The organism is Bradyrhizobium yuanmingense, assembly GCF_029167105.1.
In the GTDB taxonomy this organism is placed as follows: Bacteria; Pseudomonadota; Alphaproteobacteria; order Rhizobiales; family Xanthobacteraceae; genus Bradyrhizobium; species Bradyrhizobium yuanmingense_A.
Genome location: NZ_JARFML010000037.1, coordinates 15,020 through 34,536, shown reverse-complemented (window position 1 = coordinate 34,536; position 19,517 = coordinate 15,020). Strand labels below are relative to the sequence as shown.

Here is a 19,517-nt window from a genome sequence, read left to right as displayed (position 1 = left end):
AATGAGAAAAATGCTTCGACGAACAGATTCAGCCGTATCGACCCAACCTGGGCAGGCACCATGCCGCCGCATGTCTGCGTTCGGGTTCATGCAGAGCGAGCGACACAATCTAAAATGTTCGTCGATAATGCCACAACCGATGCGCTAGTAAAGCCCTGCGGCCGTGGCGTTGCGAACGGCAGCTCTCGGCGTGAGATACGAGATTTGTCCGCGGACGGTTTCGTCGCGCCCGGTCGATATTCGATGGCAAACCGCTCGCGGATCTCGCCGAGCGCATCGAACCGCATGCCCACCTTGCGGCGCGTAGCGGCTCGCTGAACGGTGACGGCAAAGCCGATTGCAGCGGCGGCCAAACTCTGCGAAGTCTCGTTCCGTTCGCATGACTCGCCTGAACTGACGATCCGGACCCGCCAATGCCTTTCTTCGAGACGTCATCCACCGCCACCCCGATCACCTTCGTCACCAAATCGAGCTGGGATCAGGTCGCCGAAACGCTGCCGCCGGCGCAACGCCAGTTCGCGCGTGCCAGCGCCTTCGCCGCCAAGCCGGGCGGCTATCTGGCGCTGCCCGCGAGCGACGGTACCATTGCGCAGGTGCTGTTCGGGCTCGAGGAAGAGGATGCAAGATCGCGCGACCTGTTTCGGCCCGGCGCCCTGCCCGGCCTCTTGCCGCCCGGCACCTATCGCTTTGCCAATGCACCGCACGATGCGCGGCTCGCCGCGCTCGCCTTCGCACTGGGGTGCTACCGCTTTGCCCGCTACCGCAAGGCAGATCGCCCCGAGATCCGGCTGGTGCCGCCTGACAGTGTCGACGCGGCCGAGATCGAGCGGATTGCCGATGCGGCAATGCTCGCGCGCGACCTCATCAACACGCCGTCCAACGACATGGGCCCGGATGAGCTCGCCGCAGCCGCGCAAGCGCTCGCCGCCGAGTTCGGCGCGAGCTTTTCCTGCACCGTCGGCGAAGAGCTGGCGAAGAACTTTCCGCTGATCCACGCCGTCGGCATGGCCTCCAGCCGCGCGCCACGGCTGATTGACATTGTCTGGGGCGATCCTGATCATCCCAAGGTGACGCTGGTCGGCAAGGGCGTCTGTTTCGACACCGGCGGCCTCGATCTGAAGCCGTCGAGCGGCATGCTGATCATGAAGAAGGACATGGGCGGCGCCGCCAACGTGCTGGCGCTGGCGCGCATGGTGATGGATGCGAAGCTGAAGGTGCGGCTGCGCGTGCTGATTCCGGCGGTGGAGAACGCCGTCGCCGGCAATGCCTTCCGCCCGCTCGATATCTTCACCTCGCGCAAAGGGATCACCGTCGAGATCGGCAACACCGACGCCGAAGGCCGCCTCGTGCTCGCCGACGCGCTGGCTCTGGCCGACGAGGAGGAGCCCGATCTGCTGATCGACCTGGGCACGCTGACCGGCGCCGCCCGCGTCGCGCTGGGGCCGGATCTGCCGCCGTTCTACACCCATGATGAGACGCTGGCTGCTGACGTCGCGCGCTGCGCGATGAAGGAGAACGATCCATTGTGGCGTATGCCGCTGTGGCCGCCTTACGATGCCTGGCTGGACTCCAAGACCGCCACCATTACCAATGCACCGTCGGGCGGTTTCGCCGGCTCGATCACCTGCGCGCTGTTCCTGCAACGCTTCGTCGAGCACGCCAAGAGCTGGCTCCATGTCGACATCTATGGCTGGACGCCGTCGGCGAAGCCGGCGCGGCCCGAGGGCGGCGAATGCCAGGCCGCACGCGCCATCTACGCACTGCTGAGCGAGCGCTATGCCTGATCCAGGATACGACCCGAGGCTGACGCCGGCGCGGGGCGACCTCGCCGCCAAATATCTCGAAGGCAAGGTCGAGGCGGAGCGTTTCGTCACCGGCGAGGAATTCGAGGTGGTCGAGCCGATCGCCTCCGTGCGCGAGCAGCCGTCCTCGAACGCGACGTTGATGACCGAAGCGCTGCGCGGCGAACGCGTCACCATCTACGACCGCAACGGCGAGGGTTGGGCCTGGGGCCAGCTCAGTAGCGATGGCTATGTCGGCTGGCTCCCGGATGCGGCGCTCGCAAAGCCGTCGGCTGCCGCAACGCACTTGGTCGGCGCACTGCGGACGTTTGCGTTCCCCGGCCCCTCGATCAAGCTGCCGCCTGCCGACACGCTCGTGATGGGATCGAAGCTCGCCGTGGCGCGCGAGGAAGGCAGCTTCGCCGTGACGCACGACGGCAGATATCTGCCGAGAACGCATCTCATCCCGCTCAATCGCCGCGAACCGGATTTCGTCGCGGTGGCCGATCGCTTCGTCGGCACGCCCTATCTCTGGGGCGGCAAGAGCAGCTTTGGCATCGATTGCTCCGGCCTCGTCCAGGTCTCGCTGATATCAGCCGGCATCGGCTGCCCGCGCGACAGCGATATGCAGCTCGCCGGTCTCGGCCGCGCGCTGGAGCCGCATGAATGGAGCAGCTTGCAGCGCGGCGATCTGATCTTCTGGAAGGGTCATGTCGCCATCGTGCGCGATGCCGCCACCATGGTTCACGCCAATGCGCATCATATGGCAACGGTGATCGAGCCGATCGAGCCGGCGATCGCGCGGATCAAGGCGGCTGGCAGCGAGGTCGTCGCGATCAAGCGGCTGTAGTTACCCCCTGACAAGGCGGCGACACCTCTCCGCTCCGGGGAGACGGACGACTACGTCGCCACCGCCCCGTTCCCCGCCGTCTCCAGCCGAAACGCGGCCGCGAACAGCGCGCGGGTGTAATCGGTCTTCGGGCTTTTGAACAATTCGGCCGCCTGCCCCTCCTCGACCACCTTGCCGCCGCGCATCACGATGAGATGGCTGGCGAGCGAGGCGACGACACGCAAATCGTGCGAAATGAACATGTAGGTGAGCTCGCGCTTGCGCTGGAGCTCGCGCAACAGGTCGACCATCTGCGCCTGGAACAGCATGTCCAGCGCACTGGTCGGCTCGTCCAGCACGACGAAATCAGGCTCCAGCACGATCGCGCGCGCGATCGAGATGCGCTGACGCTGGCCGCCGGAGAATTCGTGCGGATATCGGAAGCGCGTCTCCGGATTGAGTCCGACATCTTCGAGCGCCTTGACGACGCGCGCCTCGCGTTCCTCGCGCGAGAGCGTCGGCTGATGCACGGTGAGGCCCTCGGCGATGATGTCGGCGACCGACATGCGCGGTGAGAGCGAGCCGAACGGATCCTGGAACACGATCTGCATGTCGCGCCGGAAGGGGCGCATCTCCTTGAAGCGCAGGCCCTGGATGTCGTTCCCTAAGAACACGATGCGGCCGTTCGAGGAAATCAGCCGCAAGAGCGCCAGCCCCAGCGTGGTCTTGCCCGAACCGGATTCGCCGACCACGCCGAGCGTCTCGCCCTTACGCACGGCGACGCTGACACCGTCGACGGCCTTGATGTGACCGACCGTCTTGCGCATCAGGCCGCGCTTGATCGGAAACCAGACTTTGAGATCATTGGCGGACATCACCACCGGCGCATTCGGCTGCGGCGGCGCCGGATCGGGCTTGGGCTCCGCCGCGAGCAGGTCACGCGTATAGGGATGTTTCGGGGTCTTGAAGACCTGCTCGACCGGCCCCTGCTCGACGATCACGCCGCCCTTCATGACGCAGACGGTGTCGGCGATGCGGCGCACGATGCCGAGATCGTGGGTGATGAAGAGCAGGCTCATGCCGAGCCGCGCGCGGATCTCGGCGAGCAGCGCCAGGATCTGCGCCTGCACCGTGACGTCGAGCGCCGTGGTCGGCTCGTCCGCGATCAGAAGGTCCGGCTCGTTGGCGAGCGCCATCGCGATCATCACGCGCTGGCGCTGGCCGCCGGAGAGCTGGTGCGGATAGCTGTTCAGCCGCGTCTCGGGATCGGGAATGCCGACCTGGGTCAAGAGCTCCAGCGTCCGCTTGCGCGCCTGCGCATTGCTGGTCGGATTGTGCAGCTGAATGATCTCGCCGATCTGCGCCTCGATCGTGTGCAGCGGATTGAGCGAGGTCATCGGCTCCTGGAAGATGATGGAGATGTCGCTGCCCCTGATCTCCCGCATCTGCTGCTCGGACTGGTCGATCAACTCCTGGCCCTTGAAGCGGATGCTGCCGGACGGATGGGAGGCATTCGGATACGGCAGCAGCTTCAGGATCGAGAGCGCGCTGACCGATTTGCCGGAGCCGGATTCGCCGACCAGCGCCACGCATTCGCCGCGCTTGATCTGGAACGAGACCTTGTCGACCGCGAGCGTGGTGGCGCCGCCCTGGTGAAAGGCCACCGAGAGGTCGCGAACGGCGAGCAAGGGCTGGTTGATCGCATCCATGGCCTTACCTGAACGTCTTGCGCGGATCGAAGGCATCGCGCACGGCTTCACCGATGAAGATCAACAGCGAAAGCATGATCGCGACTGAGAAGAAGCCGGAGAAGCCGAGCCACGGCGCCTGCACATTGGCCTTGGCCTGCGACAGCAGCTCACCCAGCGAGGGCGATCCCGGCGGAAGGCCGAAGCCGAGGAAATCGAGCGCAGTCAGCGTCATCACCGAGCTCGAGACGATGAACGGCAGGAACGTCATGGTCGCGACCATCGCATTCGGCAGCAGGTGGCGGAACATGATCAGAGGATTGGAGACGCCGAGCGCACGTGCCGCCTGGACGTATTCGAAGTTGCGCCCGCGCAGGAATTCGGCCCGCACGAGGCCAACCAGCGAGACCCAGGAGAACAGCAACAAGATGCCGAGCAGCACGAAGAAACCAGGCACCAGCACCGAGGACAAGATCAGGAGCAGATACAGCGATGGAATCGCGGTCCAGATCTCGATGAAACGCTGGAAGATCAGATCGACCCGACCGCCGAAGTAGCCCTGCACTGCACCCGCCGCGATGCCGATGACTGACGAGACGATGGTGAGACAAAGGCCGAACAGCACCGATATGCGGAAGCCGTAGATCAGCCGCGCCACCACGTCGCGGCCCTGATCGTCGGTGCCGAGCCAATTGTATTCGAGATCGCGGCAGCTCTTCAGTCCCTTCTTCTCCACCACCGGCTTGCACTGCTTCTCCGTCAGCATCCAGGTCGGCGGCGACGGCGCCGGCGTCGGCAGGTCGAGATTGTGGGTATCGTAGGAGTAACGGATCAGCGGCCAGACGATGCTGCCGCCCTTGTCCTTGATCAGCTTCTGCAAGTACGGGTCGCGGTAGTCGGCCGCGGTCTCGAAATCGCCGCCGAAGGTCGTCTCCGAATAGGTGACGAAGGCCGGCCAATAGAGACGACCATCGAACTTGATCAGGAAGGGCCGATCGTTCGCGATCAGCTCGGCTAACAGCGAAATCGCGAACAGGCCGATGAAGATCCAGAACGACCAGTAGCCGCGGCGGTTGGCCTTGAAGTTCTGCCACCGCCGCTTGTTGAGCGGTGAAGGCACGAAGGGCTTGCGCGTGATCGGAACGGCATCGCCGAGCGGCGACTTCGCTGTTGTCTCGATCGGCGTCGGCGCGGTGATAGTCATCAGACCTCCCGTGCCTCGAAATCGATCCGGGGGTCGATCCACATATAGGTCAGGTCGGAGATCAGGTTGATCACGAGTCCGACCAGCGAGAAGATGTAGAGCGTGCCGAACACCACGGGATAGTCGCGGTTGAGCACGCTCTCGAAGCTGAGCAGCCCGAGCCCGTCCAGCGAGAAGATGGTCTCGATCAGAAGCGAGCCGGAAAAGAAGGCGTGGATGAATGTCCCGGGAAAACCTGCGATCACGATCAGCATGGCGTTGCGGAAGACGTGGCCGTAGAGCACCCGGCTCTCACTGCAGCCCTTGGCACGCGCGGTCATGACGTACTGCTTGCGAATCTCGTCCAGGAACGAGTTCTTGGTCAGGAACGTCATCGTGGTGAAGGCACCTAGCCCCATGGCGATCAGCGGCAGCGTCAGGTGCCAGAAATAGTCGATGATCTTCCAGTACCACGGAAACTGCGACCAGCCGTCCGAGGTCAGTCCGCGCAGCGGGAACCAGTTGAAGAAGGAGCCGCCGGCAAACAGGATGATCAGCAGGATCGCGAACAGGAACCCGGGAATCGCATAGCCGAGCACGAGTACCGTCGAGGTCCAGGTGTCGAACCGCGCACCGTCATTCACAGCCTTGCGAATGCCGAGCGGGATCGAGATCAGGTAGGTCAGAAGCGTCAGCCAGAGGCCAAGCGAGATCGAGACCGGCAGCTTTTCCTTGATGAGCTGGAGCACGCTGACGTCGCGAAAATAGCTCTTGCCGAAATCGAAGCGGGCGAAATTCCACACCATCAGCAGGAAGCGTTCCGGCGCCGGCTTGTCGAATCCGAACTGCACCTCGAGCTTCTTGATGAAATCGGGGTCGAGGCCCTGCGCGCCGCGATATTTCGAGTTGACGGCATCGCCGCCGGCACCGACCTGCCCCGGCGCGCGCTGCGCAAAATCGCTGCCGCCGGAAATACGCGAGGTCCCGCCGGTGTCGGCGCCCGAGAGTTGCGCGATCACGCGCTCAACCGGGCCGCCCGGCGCGAATTGCACCACGACGAAGGACACGAACAGGATCCCGAGCAGGGTCGGAATCATCAGCAGGAGGCGGCGGGCGATATAGGCGCTCATGGCTGTTTTGCCTGCTCGAGCTTGGCCGCCTTGGTCGGTTCATACCACCAGATATCCGGCGCCCCGACGCCGTTGGCATAGCGCGGCAGCCTCGGTGGATGGCCGAACTGATCCCAATAGGCCAGCCGGTGCGTCTTGTTGTACCATTGCGGTACCCAGTAGCGGCCGGCACGGAACAGGCGATCAAAGGCGCGGCAGGCAACGGTCAGCTCTTCGCGGCTGTCGGCCGCCATGATCTTCTCGATCATGGCGTCGATCGCCGGACTGGCGACGCCAGCCAGGTTGTACGAGCCCTTGGTGTTTGCGACCTGCGAGGAGAAGAACGCGCGCATGGCATCGCCTGGCGTCGCCGACATGCTGAAGCGCTGGATGGTCATGTCGTAATCGAAATCTTCCTGCCGGGCCTTGTGCTGTACGGCATCGACGAGGCGCACGCTCGCTTCGATGCCGAGTGTCGCGAGATTCTTGATGTAAGGCGCGTGGTGCGGCTGGAACGAGGGCTCATCCAGCAGGAACTCGATCTTGAACACCTCCCCGTTCGGCAGCACCCGCTTGCCGTCCTTGATGGGTACGCCGGCCTCGGTCAGCAATTGCTGCGCCTTGCGGAGCAGGCTGCGATCCTGACCGGAGCCGTCGGAGGTCGGCGGCATGAACGGCGCCGCAAACACCTCGTCAGGAACCTGGCCGCGAAACGGCTCCAGCAGCTTCAGCTCTTCCGGCGAAGGCGGAACATTGCCAGCCATCAGGTCCGAGTTCTGGAACGGCGACACCGTGCGGGCATAGGCGCCGTACATGATGGTCTTGTTGGTCCACTCGAAGTCGAAGGCATTAATCAAGGCCTCGCGCACGCGGGGGTCTTTGAATTTGTCGCGCCGCGTATTGATGAACCAGCCCTGCGCGCCGGAGGGCGTATCGTCGGGCACGACCTCCATCTTGACCCGGCCATCCTTCACCGCGGGGAAGTCATAGCGCGTCGCCCAGATGCGCGAGGTGAACTCCTCGCGGTAGAGATAGCTCTTGCCGGTAAAGCCCTCGAAGGCGACATCGCGGTCGCGATAGAATTCGTAGCGGACGACATCGAAATTATAGCTGCCGCGGCAGGGCGGCAGATCAGCGGCCCACCAGTCCTTGACACGCTCGAACTCGATGTAGCGATTGACCTCGAACCTGCCGACCCTGTACGGGCCCGAGCCGAGCGGAATCTCCAGCGACGATTCTTCGAATGGCCGGGAGGCGTAGTACGCCTTCGAGAAGATCGGCAGGCTGGCGACATAGAGCGGCACGTCACGCGCGCGCCCCTTGGCGAAGGTGACGACGAGCGTCGCATCGTCGAGGGCTTCCGCACTGACCATGTCGCGCATCTGCACGATGATCAGCGGATGCCCCTTGGTCTTCAGCGTCGTCAGCGAAAAGGCCGCATCGTGGGCAGTGAGCTTGGTCCCGTCGTGGAATTTCGCCTCGGGTCGCATCGTGAAGCGGTAGACCAGCTTGTCCGGCGATATCTGCACGGATTTGGCCGCCAACCCGTACATTGCGTCGGGCTCGTCAGCTGCGCGGATCATCAGCGGCGAGAACGTCATACCCATACCTTGTGCGCCGTCGCCTTTCAGGATGAAGGCGTTGAGCGAGTTGAAGGTCTGGTAGGCCTGATTGTAGGCGCGCACCGACGGGATCAGCGAGAACGTGCCACCTTTCGGCGCGTCGACATTGACGTAATCGAAATGACGGAAGTCGGCGGGATATTTGAGATCGCCGAATGCCGACATGCCGTGCGCCTCGGTCGCCGCTTCCGATGCTCGCGCGCCGCGCAGCAGCGGCGCGCCGACGGACGCCCCGAGGGCGCCGCCAACACCCAGGACCAGCACATGGCGGCGTGACATCTGCGTCATGCGGGGATTGTCCTTCACGATTTCTTTGCGATCCGCGCCGCCTTGTCTGCGTCGTACCACCAGATGAACGGGAAGCCGGACAGACCATATTTGGGCAATTCCGCCGGCCGGCCGAAGCGATCCCAGCGCGCGGTGCGCACCTTGTTGTAGGTCCATTGCGGCACGACGTAGTGATTCCACAGCAGCACGCGGTCGAGTGCCTTGGTGGCTGCGACGAGATCGTCGCGATCAGTGGCGTAGATCACCCGCTCGATCAGCTTGTCGACGGCCGGATTCTTGATCCCGGCAAGATTGCGCGAGCCGGCGATGTCGGCCGACTTGGAGGACCAAAACTCGCGCTGCTCGTTGCCCGGCGATTGCGACTCGCCCCAGGAATTCGTCACGATGTCGAAGTCCCACTCGCGCGTCCTGTTCTCATATTGGGTCGGATCGACCGTCCGAACGCTCACCGCAATGCCGAGCCGCTCCAGCGACGGCTTGTAGAACAGCGTAATTCGTTCGAAGCTGGGATCCGAGTTGAGCAATTCCAGCGAGAACTGCGCACCGGTCTTGACGTCGACCAGCTTGCGATCTCGCACCTCGTAGCCGGCTTCCTTGAACAGGCGCAGCGCCTCACGCAAATTGTCGCGCACCGCCTCCGGACTACCCCCGACCGGATTGGTGTACGCCGTCGTGAAGACCTCGGGCGGCACCTGGGCGCGAACGGTCTCGAGAATTTCGAGCTCCTTGCCCTGCGGCAATCCGGTGGCCATCAGCTCCTCGATGCCGTCGAAATAGCTGTTGATGCGCTTGTACTGGCCGTAGAAGATCTGCTTGTTCATCTCCTCGAAGTCGAACGCGTAGTTGAGCGCACGACGGACACGCGGATCGCTGAACTTGGCGCGGCGCAGGTTCGGCACGAAGGCCTGCATCACGCCCGAGCTGCGATTGGCGAATTCCTCGAGGATCACCCGCTTTTCGGTTACGGCCGGGAAATCATAGGCGGTCGCCCAGCTCTTCGCGCTGTTCTCGGTGCGCCAATCGACCTGGTCGGCCTTGAAGGCCTCGATCGCAACGGTGCCGTCGCGAAAATATTCGTAACGCAGCTCGTCGAAATTGTTGCGGCCCACATTGATGGGAAGATCGCGGCCCCAATAGTCCTTGACGCGCTCCAGCGCGATCGAGCGTCCTGCGACGAATTCCTTGACCTTGTAGGGGCCCGAACCGAGCGGCACTTCGAGCGTAGTGGCGGCGATATCGCGCTTGCGGCCCTGCGCGTCCGTCCCCTCCCACCAATGTTTCGGCAGCACGATCAGTTGTCCCACGATCAGCGGCAGCTCGCGGTTGCCGGGTGCATCGAACAAGAACTTCACGTCACGCTCGCCGACCTTCTCGGCCTTCACCACATGGCTGTAATAGGCCGAGTACATCGGGTGGTTCTTCTTGAAGGAATCGAGCGAGAAGATCACGTCCTCGGGCGTGACGGGCTTGCCGTCATGCCATTTCGCCTGCGCGCGCAGGCGATAGGTGACGAAGGAGAAATCGTCGGGATGGCTGACTGCTTCGGCCAGCGCGCCGTATTCGGTCGAGACCTCGTCAAGCGACTGCGTCAGGAGGGATTCATAGATGAACGCGACGGCACCGGCGACCTGGCCCTTCACGCCCGAGACGACGATGTTGAAATTGTCGAACGTGCCGACGGCGATCTGGCGCGCGACACCGCCTTTGGGGGCGTCCGGATTGACGTAGTCGAAGCGCTTGAAGTCGGCGGGGTACTTGACCTTTCCGAACAGCGACAGCGCGTGGCGCCAGGGCAACCCGCCGGAAGGCAGCTCAGTTGCTGATTGCGCATGCGCCACGCCGATGGGAACGCCCGCGACGGAGCCAAGGGCTGGAAGCGCTGCGGCTGCAGTGCCGGTGAGCAGGAGATCGCGTCGGGTAATGGCCAAATCAACATCCCTGTCTTGAAGGAGGCTACTCCTTTAAGTTCCCAATATAGGCGAGGTTTCGACCGAATATGTTGCTTTTTCCTCATCTTGGAAGCCCGTCCGGCCTATCGGATGCGGCCAAACGCCCCGATAACGTCGCCGCGAGGCCCGGATAAGGAAACGGCCAGACTTTTCAGCCTGGCCGCATATTCCAGCACCGGTTCTTGGGAGCTTATTTTGACGCCGTCGGCAGGGGCTGAGGTTTCTCCGACTGCGAATTCAGATAGGCGATGATATCGGCACGCTCGGAATCCTTGGCTACACCGGCAAAGCCCATCGCGGTGCCCGGAATGAAGCCCTTCGGATTGGCGAGGAACTTGTTGAGGTCGTCGAAGCTCCAGTTGCCACCCTTGGCCTTGATGGCGGCCGAGAAGTTGAAGCCACCACGGCCCTGGCCCTTGGGCTCGCCAACGACGCCGTAGAGGTTCGGACCGACCCGGTTCGGGCCGCCCTTCTCGAAGGTGTGGCAGGCGCCACACTTCTTGGCGGCCGCGGAGCCCTTCTCGACGGAGGCGGTTTGGAGCAGCTTTTCGATCGGTTCGGACGGTGCGGCGGCAGCGGCGCCCTCCTTGCCGGAGCCGGCATCTTGCTTGACCGCGATCTCGAAGCCCGGCTTTTCCGGCATCTTGGGGGAGAACAGCGCACTCGCGGTGAAGCTCGTCACCAGCAGGAAGAGACAGGTGCCGAACACGGCGCCGAGAATCTTGTTGAGTTCGAAAGAGTCCATTTCCGGCCAGGCCCCACCGCAAGAAGGAAACAGCGGCCCGGATGGCCGCAGGACGAGCCTCGGAGAATCAAACGTTCCTTATTGTTTCCCCGAGTTTTGCCATTGAGATATCGGTTTGCCCGGGGTCTGGCAACCCGTATAAGCGACCCGGCTTCAGGCCCGTCCCCATCCCATGTCCCGGTGCGGAAAACGCTCCGTTTTCAGGCTCTTGACCTCAGACCTTTGAACCCGATGATCGATCCCCGCATCCTGGTGCTGATCCCGGCTCGCATGGCCGCCACCCGCCTGCCCGGCAAGCCGCTCGCCGATATCGCGGGATTGCCGATGATCGTGCATGTGCTGCGCCGTGCCGAGGCCGCCGCAATCGGCAGGGTCGCGGTGGCCACCGACACCGACGAGATCGCCTCGGTCGTGACCGCCCATGGCGGCGAGGCCGTGATGACCCGCGGCGACCACCCCTCCGGCTCCGACCGCATCCACGAGGCCATGCAGAAGCTCGATCCCGAGGGCAAGGCCGAGATCGTGGTCAATGTCCAGGGGGATTTCCCGACCATCACGATCGACAACATCCGCGAGGTGCTGCCGCCGCTGCAAGACCCGGCCGTGGACATCGCGACGCTGGCCTCGCGGATCCACACCGAGGAAGAGGATCTCGCCCCAAGCGTGGTGAAGGCGATCGGAACCTCGGTTGGCGGCAGGCGGATGCGCGCACTTTATTTCACCCGCGCGACCGCCCCGACCGGCGACGGACCGCGTTACCACCATATCGGCCTCTATGCCTTTCGCCGCGCCGCGCTGGAGCGATACGTCTCCCTTCCGCCGTCTCCGCTGGAATTGCAGGAGAAGCTCGAGCAGCTCCGGGCGCTTGAGGCCGGAATGCGCATCGATTTCACCATCGTCGACACCGTGCCCCGCGGGGTCGATACGCCGGCGGACCTCGAGACCGCGCGCAGCATCCTTTCCAAATCCTGAGCCGCTGCTACAAGGCCGAGCATGAGCAAGATGAAGATCGCATTCCAGGGCGAGCCTGGCGCCAATTCCCACATCGCCATCGTCGAGGCCTATCCCGACGCCGAACCGATGCCCTGCGCCACATTCGAAGACGCGCTGTCGGCGATCTCGTCGGGCGAGGCCGATCTCGGCATGATCCCGATCGAGAATTCGGTCGCCGGCCGCGTCGCCGACATCCATCACCTCCTGCCGGCGTCCGGCCTCTTCATCGTCGGCGAATGGTTTCTGCCGGTCCGGCATCAGCTGATGGCCGTGAAGGGCACCAAGCTCGAAGACATCAAGAGCGTCGAGAGTCATGTGCATGCGCTCGGCCAGTGCCGGCGCATCATCCGCAAGCTCGGCATCAAGCCGATCGTGCATGCCGATACCGCCGGCAGCGCCCGCGACATCTCGGAGCGCAAGGACAAGACGGTGGCCGCGATCGCCTCGCGCCTTGCTGCAAAGATCTACGGTCTCGACATCCTCGCCGAGGACATCGAGGACGAGGCCCACAACACCACGCGCTTCGTGGTGCTGGCGCGCGAGCCGAAATGGGCGCCCCAAGGCACCGGGCCGCTCGTCACGACTTTTGTTTTCCGGGTGCGCAATTTGCCGGCGGCGCTCTACAAGGCGCTCGGTGGCTTCGCCACCAACGGCGTCAACATGACCAAGCTCGAGAGCTACATGGTCGACGGCAATTTCTTCGCCACGCAGTTCTATGCCGACGTCGACGGCCATCCCGATGACAAGGGCCTCGCCTTCGCCATCGAGGAGCTGAAATTCTTCTCGCGCGAATTCCGCATCGTCGGCGTATATCCGGGCCATCCGTTCCGCGCCACGTTCAGCGAAGCGCAGGATTGATCCCTCACCCTCCGCTGGAGGGGGGAGGGTAAGCTAGCCCGCCGCTCTGAGCCCGAACGCCTCCGCCAGCAGCGAATACGACTTCCTTCGCGCCTCGTGGTCATACACCGCCGTGATCACCATCAGCTCGTCCGGCTTGCTTGCGTAGATCAGCGGCTGCAGCTTCTTCTGCACCGTCGCGGGGCTGCCGACGAACAGGCGCGAGCGGTTGCGCAGGATCGAGGTGCGCTCGGCGTCCGTATACGGATAGGCCATCGCCTCCTCGATGCTCGGCAGCGGCAGATATTGACCGCGGTCGCGGCGAAGGCGGTTGAGGTCGAAGGACGAGGCGAGCCTTTCGGCCTCCTCGTCGGTATCGGCCGCGATGACGGCGACCGCGAGAATGGCATGCGGGCTCGCACGCCAGGCCGAGGGCTGAAAACGATTGCGGTAATGCACCATCGCATCGATCGCGTCGTGGGACGCGAAATGATGGGCGAAGGCGAAGCCCATGCCGACCTGGGCGGCCAATTCCGAGGAATAATCGCTGGAGCCAAGCAACCAGATCGGCGGCAGGGCGGTGTCGTCGGGCATGGCGACGACGTTGTTGTAGGGGTGCCCTGCGGGGAATTCGCGGGTCTCCCACAGGATCAGCTCGTGCAGCCGTTCCAGGAAATCGTCGCCCTCGCGGCGGTCGAGCCGGCTCCGCAACGCATACGCCGTGGCGCCGTCGGTGCCGGGGGCGCGGCCGAGACCGAGATCGATCCGGCCGGGAAACAGTGCTTCCAGCATCTTGAAGCGCTCAGCGACGACCAGCGGCGCATGGTTGGGCAGCATCACCCCGCCGGAACCGACACGGAGGTGCTTCGTCACCGCCGCGATCTGGCCGATCATCAGGTCGGGCGCGGGGCTCGCGACGGAGGCGAGATTGTGATGCTCGGCGAGCCAGTAGCGGACATAGCCGAGGCCATCGACGTGACGCGCCAAATCGATGCTGTTGCGCAGCGCCGCGGCGGGCTTGGTGCCTGATGTGACGACGGAGAGGTCGAGGACGGAGAGCGGGATCATGGCGGCTTAACGTAATGGAGGCGGTCGCGGCGGCAATGGGCAGGCTGCGCAGGCCTGACGTGTACGAACGGGCGGGCACGCCATCGACTGGAGTTGGGACAACTGAAACTACTTTCCAGACAGTTTCGATCTGCCCACCAAGAAAATCGTTCATAAAAGATGGCTCACGAGAGATAATATATGAAAATTCAATACATTATGTCAATTATCGTTCTTCCCACCCAAAACATGATTCGCAAAAATAACCTGTCCAACTGCACTTGAATGGGCAACTTCCCATGCATGATGGGCTGTCGATCAAGGCGCCTTTGCCGTATTTTAGCTCTCCGAGGCTAGACCCCGATCGCCGGCCTACATTGGAGTGAGTGGTGCCATGACTGACCTGACGACGCCTGCGACAGCCGACCGGCAGGACGGGCACCTGAAGCGGCCCGCGATCTCCTTCGAGTTCTTTCCGCCGAAGACGGCAGAGATGGAGCGCAATCTCTGGGAGACCGTCAACCGGCTGGCCCCGCTCGAGCCGAAGTTCGTCTCGGTGACCTATGGCGCCGGCGGCTCGACCCGCGAGCGCACCCATTCGACCATCACGCGCATCCTGAAAGAGACCGCGCTGCTGCCGGCCGCGCACCTCACCTGCGTCGGTGCTTCGCGCGGCGAGATCGACGAGATCGTCGACCGCTATCACGAGGTCGGCGTCCGCCACATCGTGGCCTTGCGCGGCGATCCCGTCGGCGGCATCGGCACGCCCTATGCGAGCCATCCCGAGGGTTATCAGAGCTCGGCCGAGCTCGTCGCCGGCATCAAGAAGCGGCACGGCGACATCGAGGTCTCGGTCTCTGCCTATCCCGAGAAGCACCCCGAAGCGCGCGACTTCGATGCCGATATCGACACGCTCAAGGCCAAGGTCGATGCGGGCGCGACGCGCGCGATCACGCAGGTGTTCTTCGACAACGATCTCTACTTCCGCTACCTCGACCGCGTGCGTGCGCGCGGCATCGACATCCCGATCGTGCCGGGCATCATGCCCATGCACAACTTCAAGCAGGCGCGCAATTTCGTGACGCGTGCCGGCACCACGGTGCCCGACTGGTTCGCGGCGAAGTTCGAGGGCCTCGATGACGATGCCGAGACGCGCAAGCTGGTGGCCGCGACCGTTGCGGCCGGCCAGGTGCAGAAGCTCGCCAAGCACGGCGTCGATACCTTCCATTTCTACACCATGAACCGCGCCGATCTCGTGTTCGCGATCAGCCATTTGCTCGGCATTCGCGCCAAGAGCGCGCAGAAGGCAGCGTAAGAGAAAATGACCGTGACCATCTCTCCGAAGCGAACTGCCCTGCTCGACGCCGCGCGCGAGCGCATCCTGGTGCTCGACGGCGCCATGGGCACGATGATCCAGAACCTGCAGCTCGACGAGAAAGCCTTCCGCGGCGAGCGCTTCAAGAACTTCCATCGCGACTTGCGGGGCAACAACGATTTGTTGATCCTGACGCAGCCGCAGGCGATCGAGGACATCCACGCCGCCTATTTGCGCGCCGGCGCCGACATCGTCGCGACCAATACGTTCTCGACGACCTCGATCGCGCAGGCCGATTACGACCTCACCGACATCGTCTACGAGATGGCGCGTGAAGGCGCCCGCCTCGCCGGCAATGCTGCACGGCGCGTCGAGGCCGACGACGGCAAGCCGCGCTTCGTCGCCGGTGCCATCGGCCCGACCAACCGCACCGCCTCGATCTCGCCCGATGTTTCCAATCCCGGTTACCGCGCCGTCACCTTCGACGATCTGCGCAAGTCCTATGGCGAGCAGATCCGCGGCCTGATCGACGGCGGCGTCGATCTCCTGCTGGTCGAGACCATCTTCGACACCCTCAACGCCAAGGCGGCGCTCTATGCCATCGCCGAGATCACCGAAGAGCTCGGCATCGACGTTCCCGTGATGGTGTCGGGCACCATCACCGACAAATCCGGCCGCCTGCTCTCGGGCCAGATGCCGGAAGCGTTCTGGAACTCGGTGCGGCACGCCAAGCCCATCACCATCGGCTTCAACTGCGCGCTCGGCGCCGAAGACCTGCGCGCGCATATCGCCGACATCGGCCGCATCGCCGACACGCTCGTATGCGCCTATCCCAATGCCGGCCTGCCGAACGAGTTCGGCCAGTATGACGAGACGCCCGAATACATGGCGCGGCTGATCGGCGAGTTCGCGCGCGATGGCCTCGTCAACATCGTCGGCGGCTGCTGCGGTACGACGCCGGACCATATCGCGGCGATTGCTGCCGCAGTGGCGCCGCACAAGCCGCGCATCGTGCCGGAGATCGCGTCACGCTTGCGGCTTTCCGGGCTCGAGCCGTTCGTGCTGACGGACGCGATTCCCTTCGTCAATGTCGGCGAGCGCACCAACGTCACGGGTTCGGCCCGCTTCCGCAAGCTGATCACCGCCGGCGACTACACCGCAGCGCTGCAGGTCGCGCGCGATCAGGTCGAGAACGGCGCGCAGATCATCGACGTCAACATGGACGAGGGCCTGCTCGATTCCGAAGCGGCGATGGTGACCTTCCTCAACCTCCTCGCCGCCGAGCCCGACATCGCGCGCGTCCCTGTGATGGTCGATTCCTCGAAATTCTCGGTGATCGAGGCCGGCCTGAAATGCGTGCAGGGCAAGCCGGTCGTGAACTCGATCTCGATGAAGGAAGGCGAGGAGAAATTCATCCTTGAGGCCAAGATCGCCCGTCGCCACGGCGCGGCGGTGGTGGTGATGGCCTTCGACGAGGTCGGCCAGGCCGACACGTTCGCGCGCAAGACCGAGATCTGCAAGCGCGCCTACGACATCCTGGTGCACAAGGTCGGCTTCCCGCCGGAAGACATCATCTTCGATCCGAACATTTTTGCAATCGCGACCGGCATCGAGGAGCACAACAATTACGGCGTCGACTTCATCGAGGCGACGCGCTGGATCCGGCAGAACCTGCCGGGCGCGCATGTCTCGGGCGGCGTCTCCAATCTCTCCTTCTCGTTCCGCGGCAACGAGCCGGTGCGCGAGGCCATGCACTCGGTGTTCCTGTATCACGCCATCAGGGCCGGCATGGATATGGGTATCGTCAATGCCGGGCAGATGATCGTTTATGACGACATCGATCCCGAGCTGCGGCAAGTGTGCGAGGACGTCGTCCTCAACCGCGACGCTGGCGCATCCGAGCGGCTGCTCGCGCTCGCCGAGAAATTCCGCGGCAAGAAGACCGAAGGCAAGGAAGCCGATCTCGCCTGGCGCGAATGGCCGGTAGAGAAGCGGCTGTCGCATTCGCTGGTGCACGGCATCACCGAATTCATCGAGCAAGACACCGAGGAGGCCCGCAAAACCTCCTCGCGCCCGCTCGACGTGATCGAAGGACCGCTGATGGCGGGCATGAACGTCGTCGGCGACCTCTTCGGCGACGGCAAGATGTTTTTGCCGCAGGTGGTGAAGTCCGCCCGCGTCATGAAGCAGGCGGTCGCTTACCTGATGCCGTTCATGGAGGAGGAGAAGGCGCGCAACCTTGCGAACGGCATCGGCACGGAGGGGTCCTCGTCCGCCGGCAAGATCGTGCTCGCGACGGTGAAGGGCGACGTCCACGACATCGGCAAGAACATCGTCGGCATCGTGCTCCAGTGCAACAATTTCGAGGTCATCGATCTCGGCGTGATGGTGCCGGCCGCGAAGATCGTCGAGACCGTGAAGGCGGAGAAGGCCGACATCGTCGGGCTGTCAGGCCTGATCACGCCCTCGCTCGACGAGATGGCGTTCTTCGCCGGCGAACTGCAGCGCGAAGGCTTGAGGCTACCGCTCTTGATCGGCGGCGCCACCACGAGCCGCGTGCATACCGCCGTCAAGATCGACCCGAGCTATCGCGCCGGTCCCGTCGTGCATGTCAACGACGCCAGCCGCGCGGTCGGCGTCGCCTCCGCGCTGCTCTCGCCGGAGAGGCGCGAGGCCTATGCGGCCGAGGTGCGCGCCGAATACGCCAAGATCTCGGAGGCGCATCTGCGCGCGCAGGCCGACAAGAAGCGGCTGAAGCTGGCTGACGCCCGCGCCAACCGCGTGCCGGTCGATTTTGCCAAGAGCAAGCCGGTGAAGCCGACCTTCCTCGGCATCAGGAGCTTCGACGACTACGATCTCGCCGAGCTCGTCGACTGCATCGACTGGACGCCGTTCTTCCAGACCTGGGAGCTCGCCGGACGCTTCCCCGCCATCCTCGACGATGCCAAGGTCGGCGAGGTCGCGCGCTCGCTCTACGACGATGCGCGCAAGATGCTCGACACCATCGTGAAGGAGAAGTGGTTCAGGGCGCGCGCGACGATCGGCTTCTGGCCGGCCAATGCGCAAGGCGACGACATCGTGCTCTATGCCGACGATAACAGGACCAAGAGCATCGCGACGCTGCACACGTTGCGCCAGCAATTGGAGAAGCGCGAAGGCCGCTTCAATGCGGCGCTGTCCGACTTCATCGCGCCCGCCGGCGTGCCGGATTACATCGGCGGCTTCGTCGTCACCGCAGGGATCGGCGAGGATGCCGTTGCCGACCGCTTCAAGATGGCGAACGACGACTATTCCTCGATCCTGTGCAAGGCGCTGGCCGACCGCCTCGCCGAAGCCTTCGCCGAGCGCATGCATGCCCGCGTCCGGCGCGAGTTCTGGGCCTATGCGCCGGATGAGGCGCTCTCCAACGAAGAGCTGATCCTGGAGAAGTACTCTGGCATCCGTCCCGCGCCCGGCTATCCCGCGCAGCCCGATCACACCGAGAAGGCGACGCTGTTCGAGCTGCTGGATGCGGAGGCGACCGCCGGCGTGAAGCTGACCGAGAGCTTTGCGATGTGGCCGGGCTCTTCCGTCTCCGGGCTCTATTTTGCAAACCCCGAGAGCTATTATTTCGGCGTCGGCAAGATCGAGCGCGACCAGGTCGAGGACTACGCGGCGCGCAAGGGCATGAGCGTGGCGGAAGCCGAGCGCTGGCTCGCGCCGGTGCTGAACTACATCCCGTCCCAGGACAAGCCCTTCCCCGCCACGCCGGCAAATGACGAGATGCCGAAAGACCTCGCCTCGCATCCGCCGGGCTGCACCTGCGCGGTGCACTTGGTCTGGCAGAAGAAGCGCGCGGGGGCGGGGTAAGCGGGCGTTCAAAACCGAAAGTTGGAAAACAACCCCATGCACAGTAGCGATGGGGTTGAAAAAGCTGAGTTATTTCTGTTTCGCCGAAATTTCGTTGCGACGTCGGGCAAAACAGGGGTAGTATTGCATCATCGGCTGCTGTGGCGGACTGACAAAGCTCGCCAAGTCCAGCGCTGTCATTCCGGGGCGCGCGTAGCGCGAGACCGGAATCCATTTCACCACGTCATCCGCTGTACGATGGATTCCGGGCTCGCGCCAAGAGGCGCGCCCCGGAATGACGGA

General features: G+C 63.9%; 14 protein-coding genes. 6 read left to right on the top strand and 8 right to left on the bottom strand.

The window, feature by feature from the left end:
• Window positions 1-86: 86 nt before the first annotated feature.
• Window positions 87-353 carry a hypothetical protein gene (locus P0R31_RS33355; RefSeq protein ID WP_275518885.1) on the bottom strand — a complete coding sequence of 89 codons (267 nt, stop codon included), beginning with the start codon at window positions 351-353 and terminating at the stop codon, window positions 87-89.
• Between the two features lie 60 nt (window positions 354-413).
• On the opposite strand from P0R31_RS33355, the gene P0R31_RS33350 reads away from it, so the two are divergent.
• Window positions 414-1,784, top strand: a complete 1,371-nt coding sequence (locus P0R31_RS33350) for a leucyl aminopeptidase family protein (RefSeq protein WP_275518883.1) — start codon at window positions 414-416, stop codon at window positions 1,782-1,784.
• Window positions 1,777-2,631, top strand: a complete 855-nt coding sequence (locus P0R31_RS33345) for an NlpC/P60 family protein (protein ID WP_275518881.1) — start codon at window positions 1,777-1,779, stop codon at window positions 2,629-2,631. Before P0R31_RS33350 ends, P0R31_RS33345 begins: the two co-directional genes overlap by 8 nt.
• Before the next feature lie 50 nt (window positions 2,632-2,681).
• Here the strand turns inward: P0R31_RS33345 and P0R31_RS33340 are convergent, their stop codons facing one another.
• The 6 genes from P0R31_RS33340 to P0R31_RS33315 form a co-directional block, all read right to left on the bottom strand.
• Window positions 2,682-4,319 (bottom strand): ABC transporter ATP-binding protein, encoded by a 1,638-nt coding sequence (locus tag P0R31_RS33340; RefSeq protein ID WP_275518879.1) that lies wholly within the window; start codon window positions 4,317-4,319, stop codon window positions 2,682-2,684.
• Window positions 4,320-4,323: 4 nt separating this feature from the next.
• The gene (locus tag P0R31_RS33335) at window positions 4,324-5,502 is read right to left on the bottom strand and encodes an ABC transporter permease (protein ID WP_275518877.1); all 1,179 of its coding nucleotides are present in this window, start codon (window positions 5,500-5,502) and stop codon (window positions 4,324-4,326) included.
• Window positions 5,502-6,611, bottom strand: a complete 1,110-nt coding sequence (locus P0R31_RS33330) for a microcin C ABC transporter permease YejB (protein WP_275518875.1) — start codon at window positions 6,609-6,611, stop codon at window positions 5,502-5,504. Before P0R31_RS33330 ends, P0R31_RS33335 begins: the two co-directional genes overlap by 1 nt.
• Window positions 6,608-8,500: an extracellular solute-binding protein gene (locus P0R31_RS33325; protein ID WP_275518873.1), complete on the bottom strand. Its 1,893-nt coding sequence runs from the start codon at window positions 8,498-8,500 to the stop codon at window positions 6,608-6,610. Before P0R31_RS33325 ends, P0R31_RS33330 begins: the two co-directional genes overlap by 4 nt.
• A 14-nt stretch (window positions 8,501-8,514) precedes the next feature.
• Window positions 8,515-10,428 carry an extracellular solute-binding protein gene (locus P0R31_RS33320; protein WP_275518871.1) on the bottom strand — a complete coding sequence of 638 codons (1,914 nt, stop codon included), beginning with the start codon at window positions 10,426-10,428 and terminating at the stop codon, window positions 8,515-8,517.
• Window positions 10,429-10,639: 211 nt separating this feature from the next.
• The gene (locus P0R31_RS33315; RefSeq protein ID WP_109142421.1) at window positions 10,640-11,194 is read right to left on the bottom strand and encodes a c-type cytochrome; all 555 of its coding nucleotides are present in this window, start codon (window positions 11,192-11,194) and stop codon (window positions 10,640-10,642) included.
• Between the two features lie 231 nt (window positions 11,195-11,425).
• On the opposite strand from P0R31_RS33315, the gene P0R31_RS33310 reads away from it, so the two are divergent.
• Window positions 11,426-12,166: a 3-deoxy-manno-octulosonate cytidylyltransferase gene (locus tag P0R31_RS33310; protein WP_035998024.1), complete on the top strand. Its 741-nt coding sequence runs from the start codon at window positions 11,426-11,428 to the stop codon at window positions 12,164-12,166.
• A gap of 21 nt (window positions 12,167-12,187) precedes the next feature.
• Entirely contained in the window at window positions 12,188-13,045 is an 858-nt protein-coding gene (locus P0R31_RS33305) for a prephenate dehydratase (RefSeq protein ID WP_197953968.1), read from the top strand.
• A 33-nt stretch (window positions 13,046-13,078) separates the two neighbouring features.
• Here P0R31_RS33305 and P0R31_RS33300 read toward each other — a convergent pair whose 3' ends face one another.
• Window positions 13,079-14,092, bottom strand: coding sequence for an LLM class flavin-dependent oxidoreductase (locus P0R31_RS33300; protein ID WP_275518869.1), 1,014 nt, complete (start codon window positions 14,090-14,092; stop codon window positions 13,079-13,081).
• A gap of 373 nt (window positions 14,093-14,465) precedes the next feature.
• On the opposite strand from P0R31_RS33300, the gene metF reads away from it, so the two are divergent.
• Both metF and metH read left to right on the top strand, forming a co-directional pair.
• Window positions 14,466-15,386: a methylenetetrahydrofolate reductase [NAD(P)H] gene (gene metF / locus P0R31_RS33295; RefSeq protein WP_275518867.1), complete on the top strand. Its 921-nt coding sequence runs from the start codon at window positions 14,466-14,468 to the stop codon at window positions 15,384-15,386.
• 6 nt (window positions 15,387-15,392) lie between these two features.
• Window positions 15,393-19,235 (top strand): methionine synthase, encoded by a 3,843-nt coding sequence (metH, locus tag P0R31_RS33290; RefSeq protein ID WP_275518865.1) that lies wholly within the window; start codon window positions 15,393-15,395, stop codon window positions 19,233-19,235.
• The last annotated feature ends 282 nt before the right edge of the window (window positions 19,236-19,517 follow it).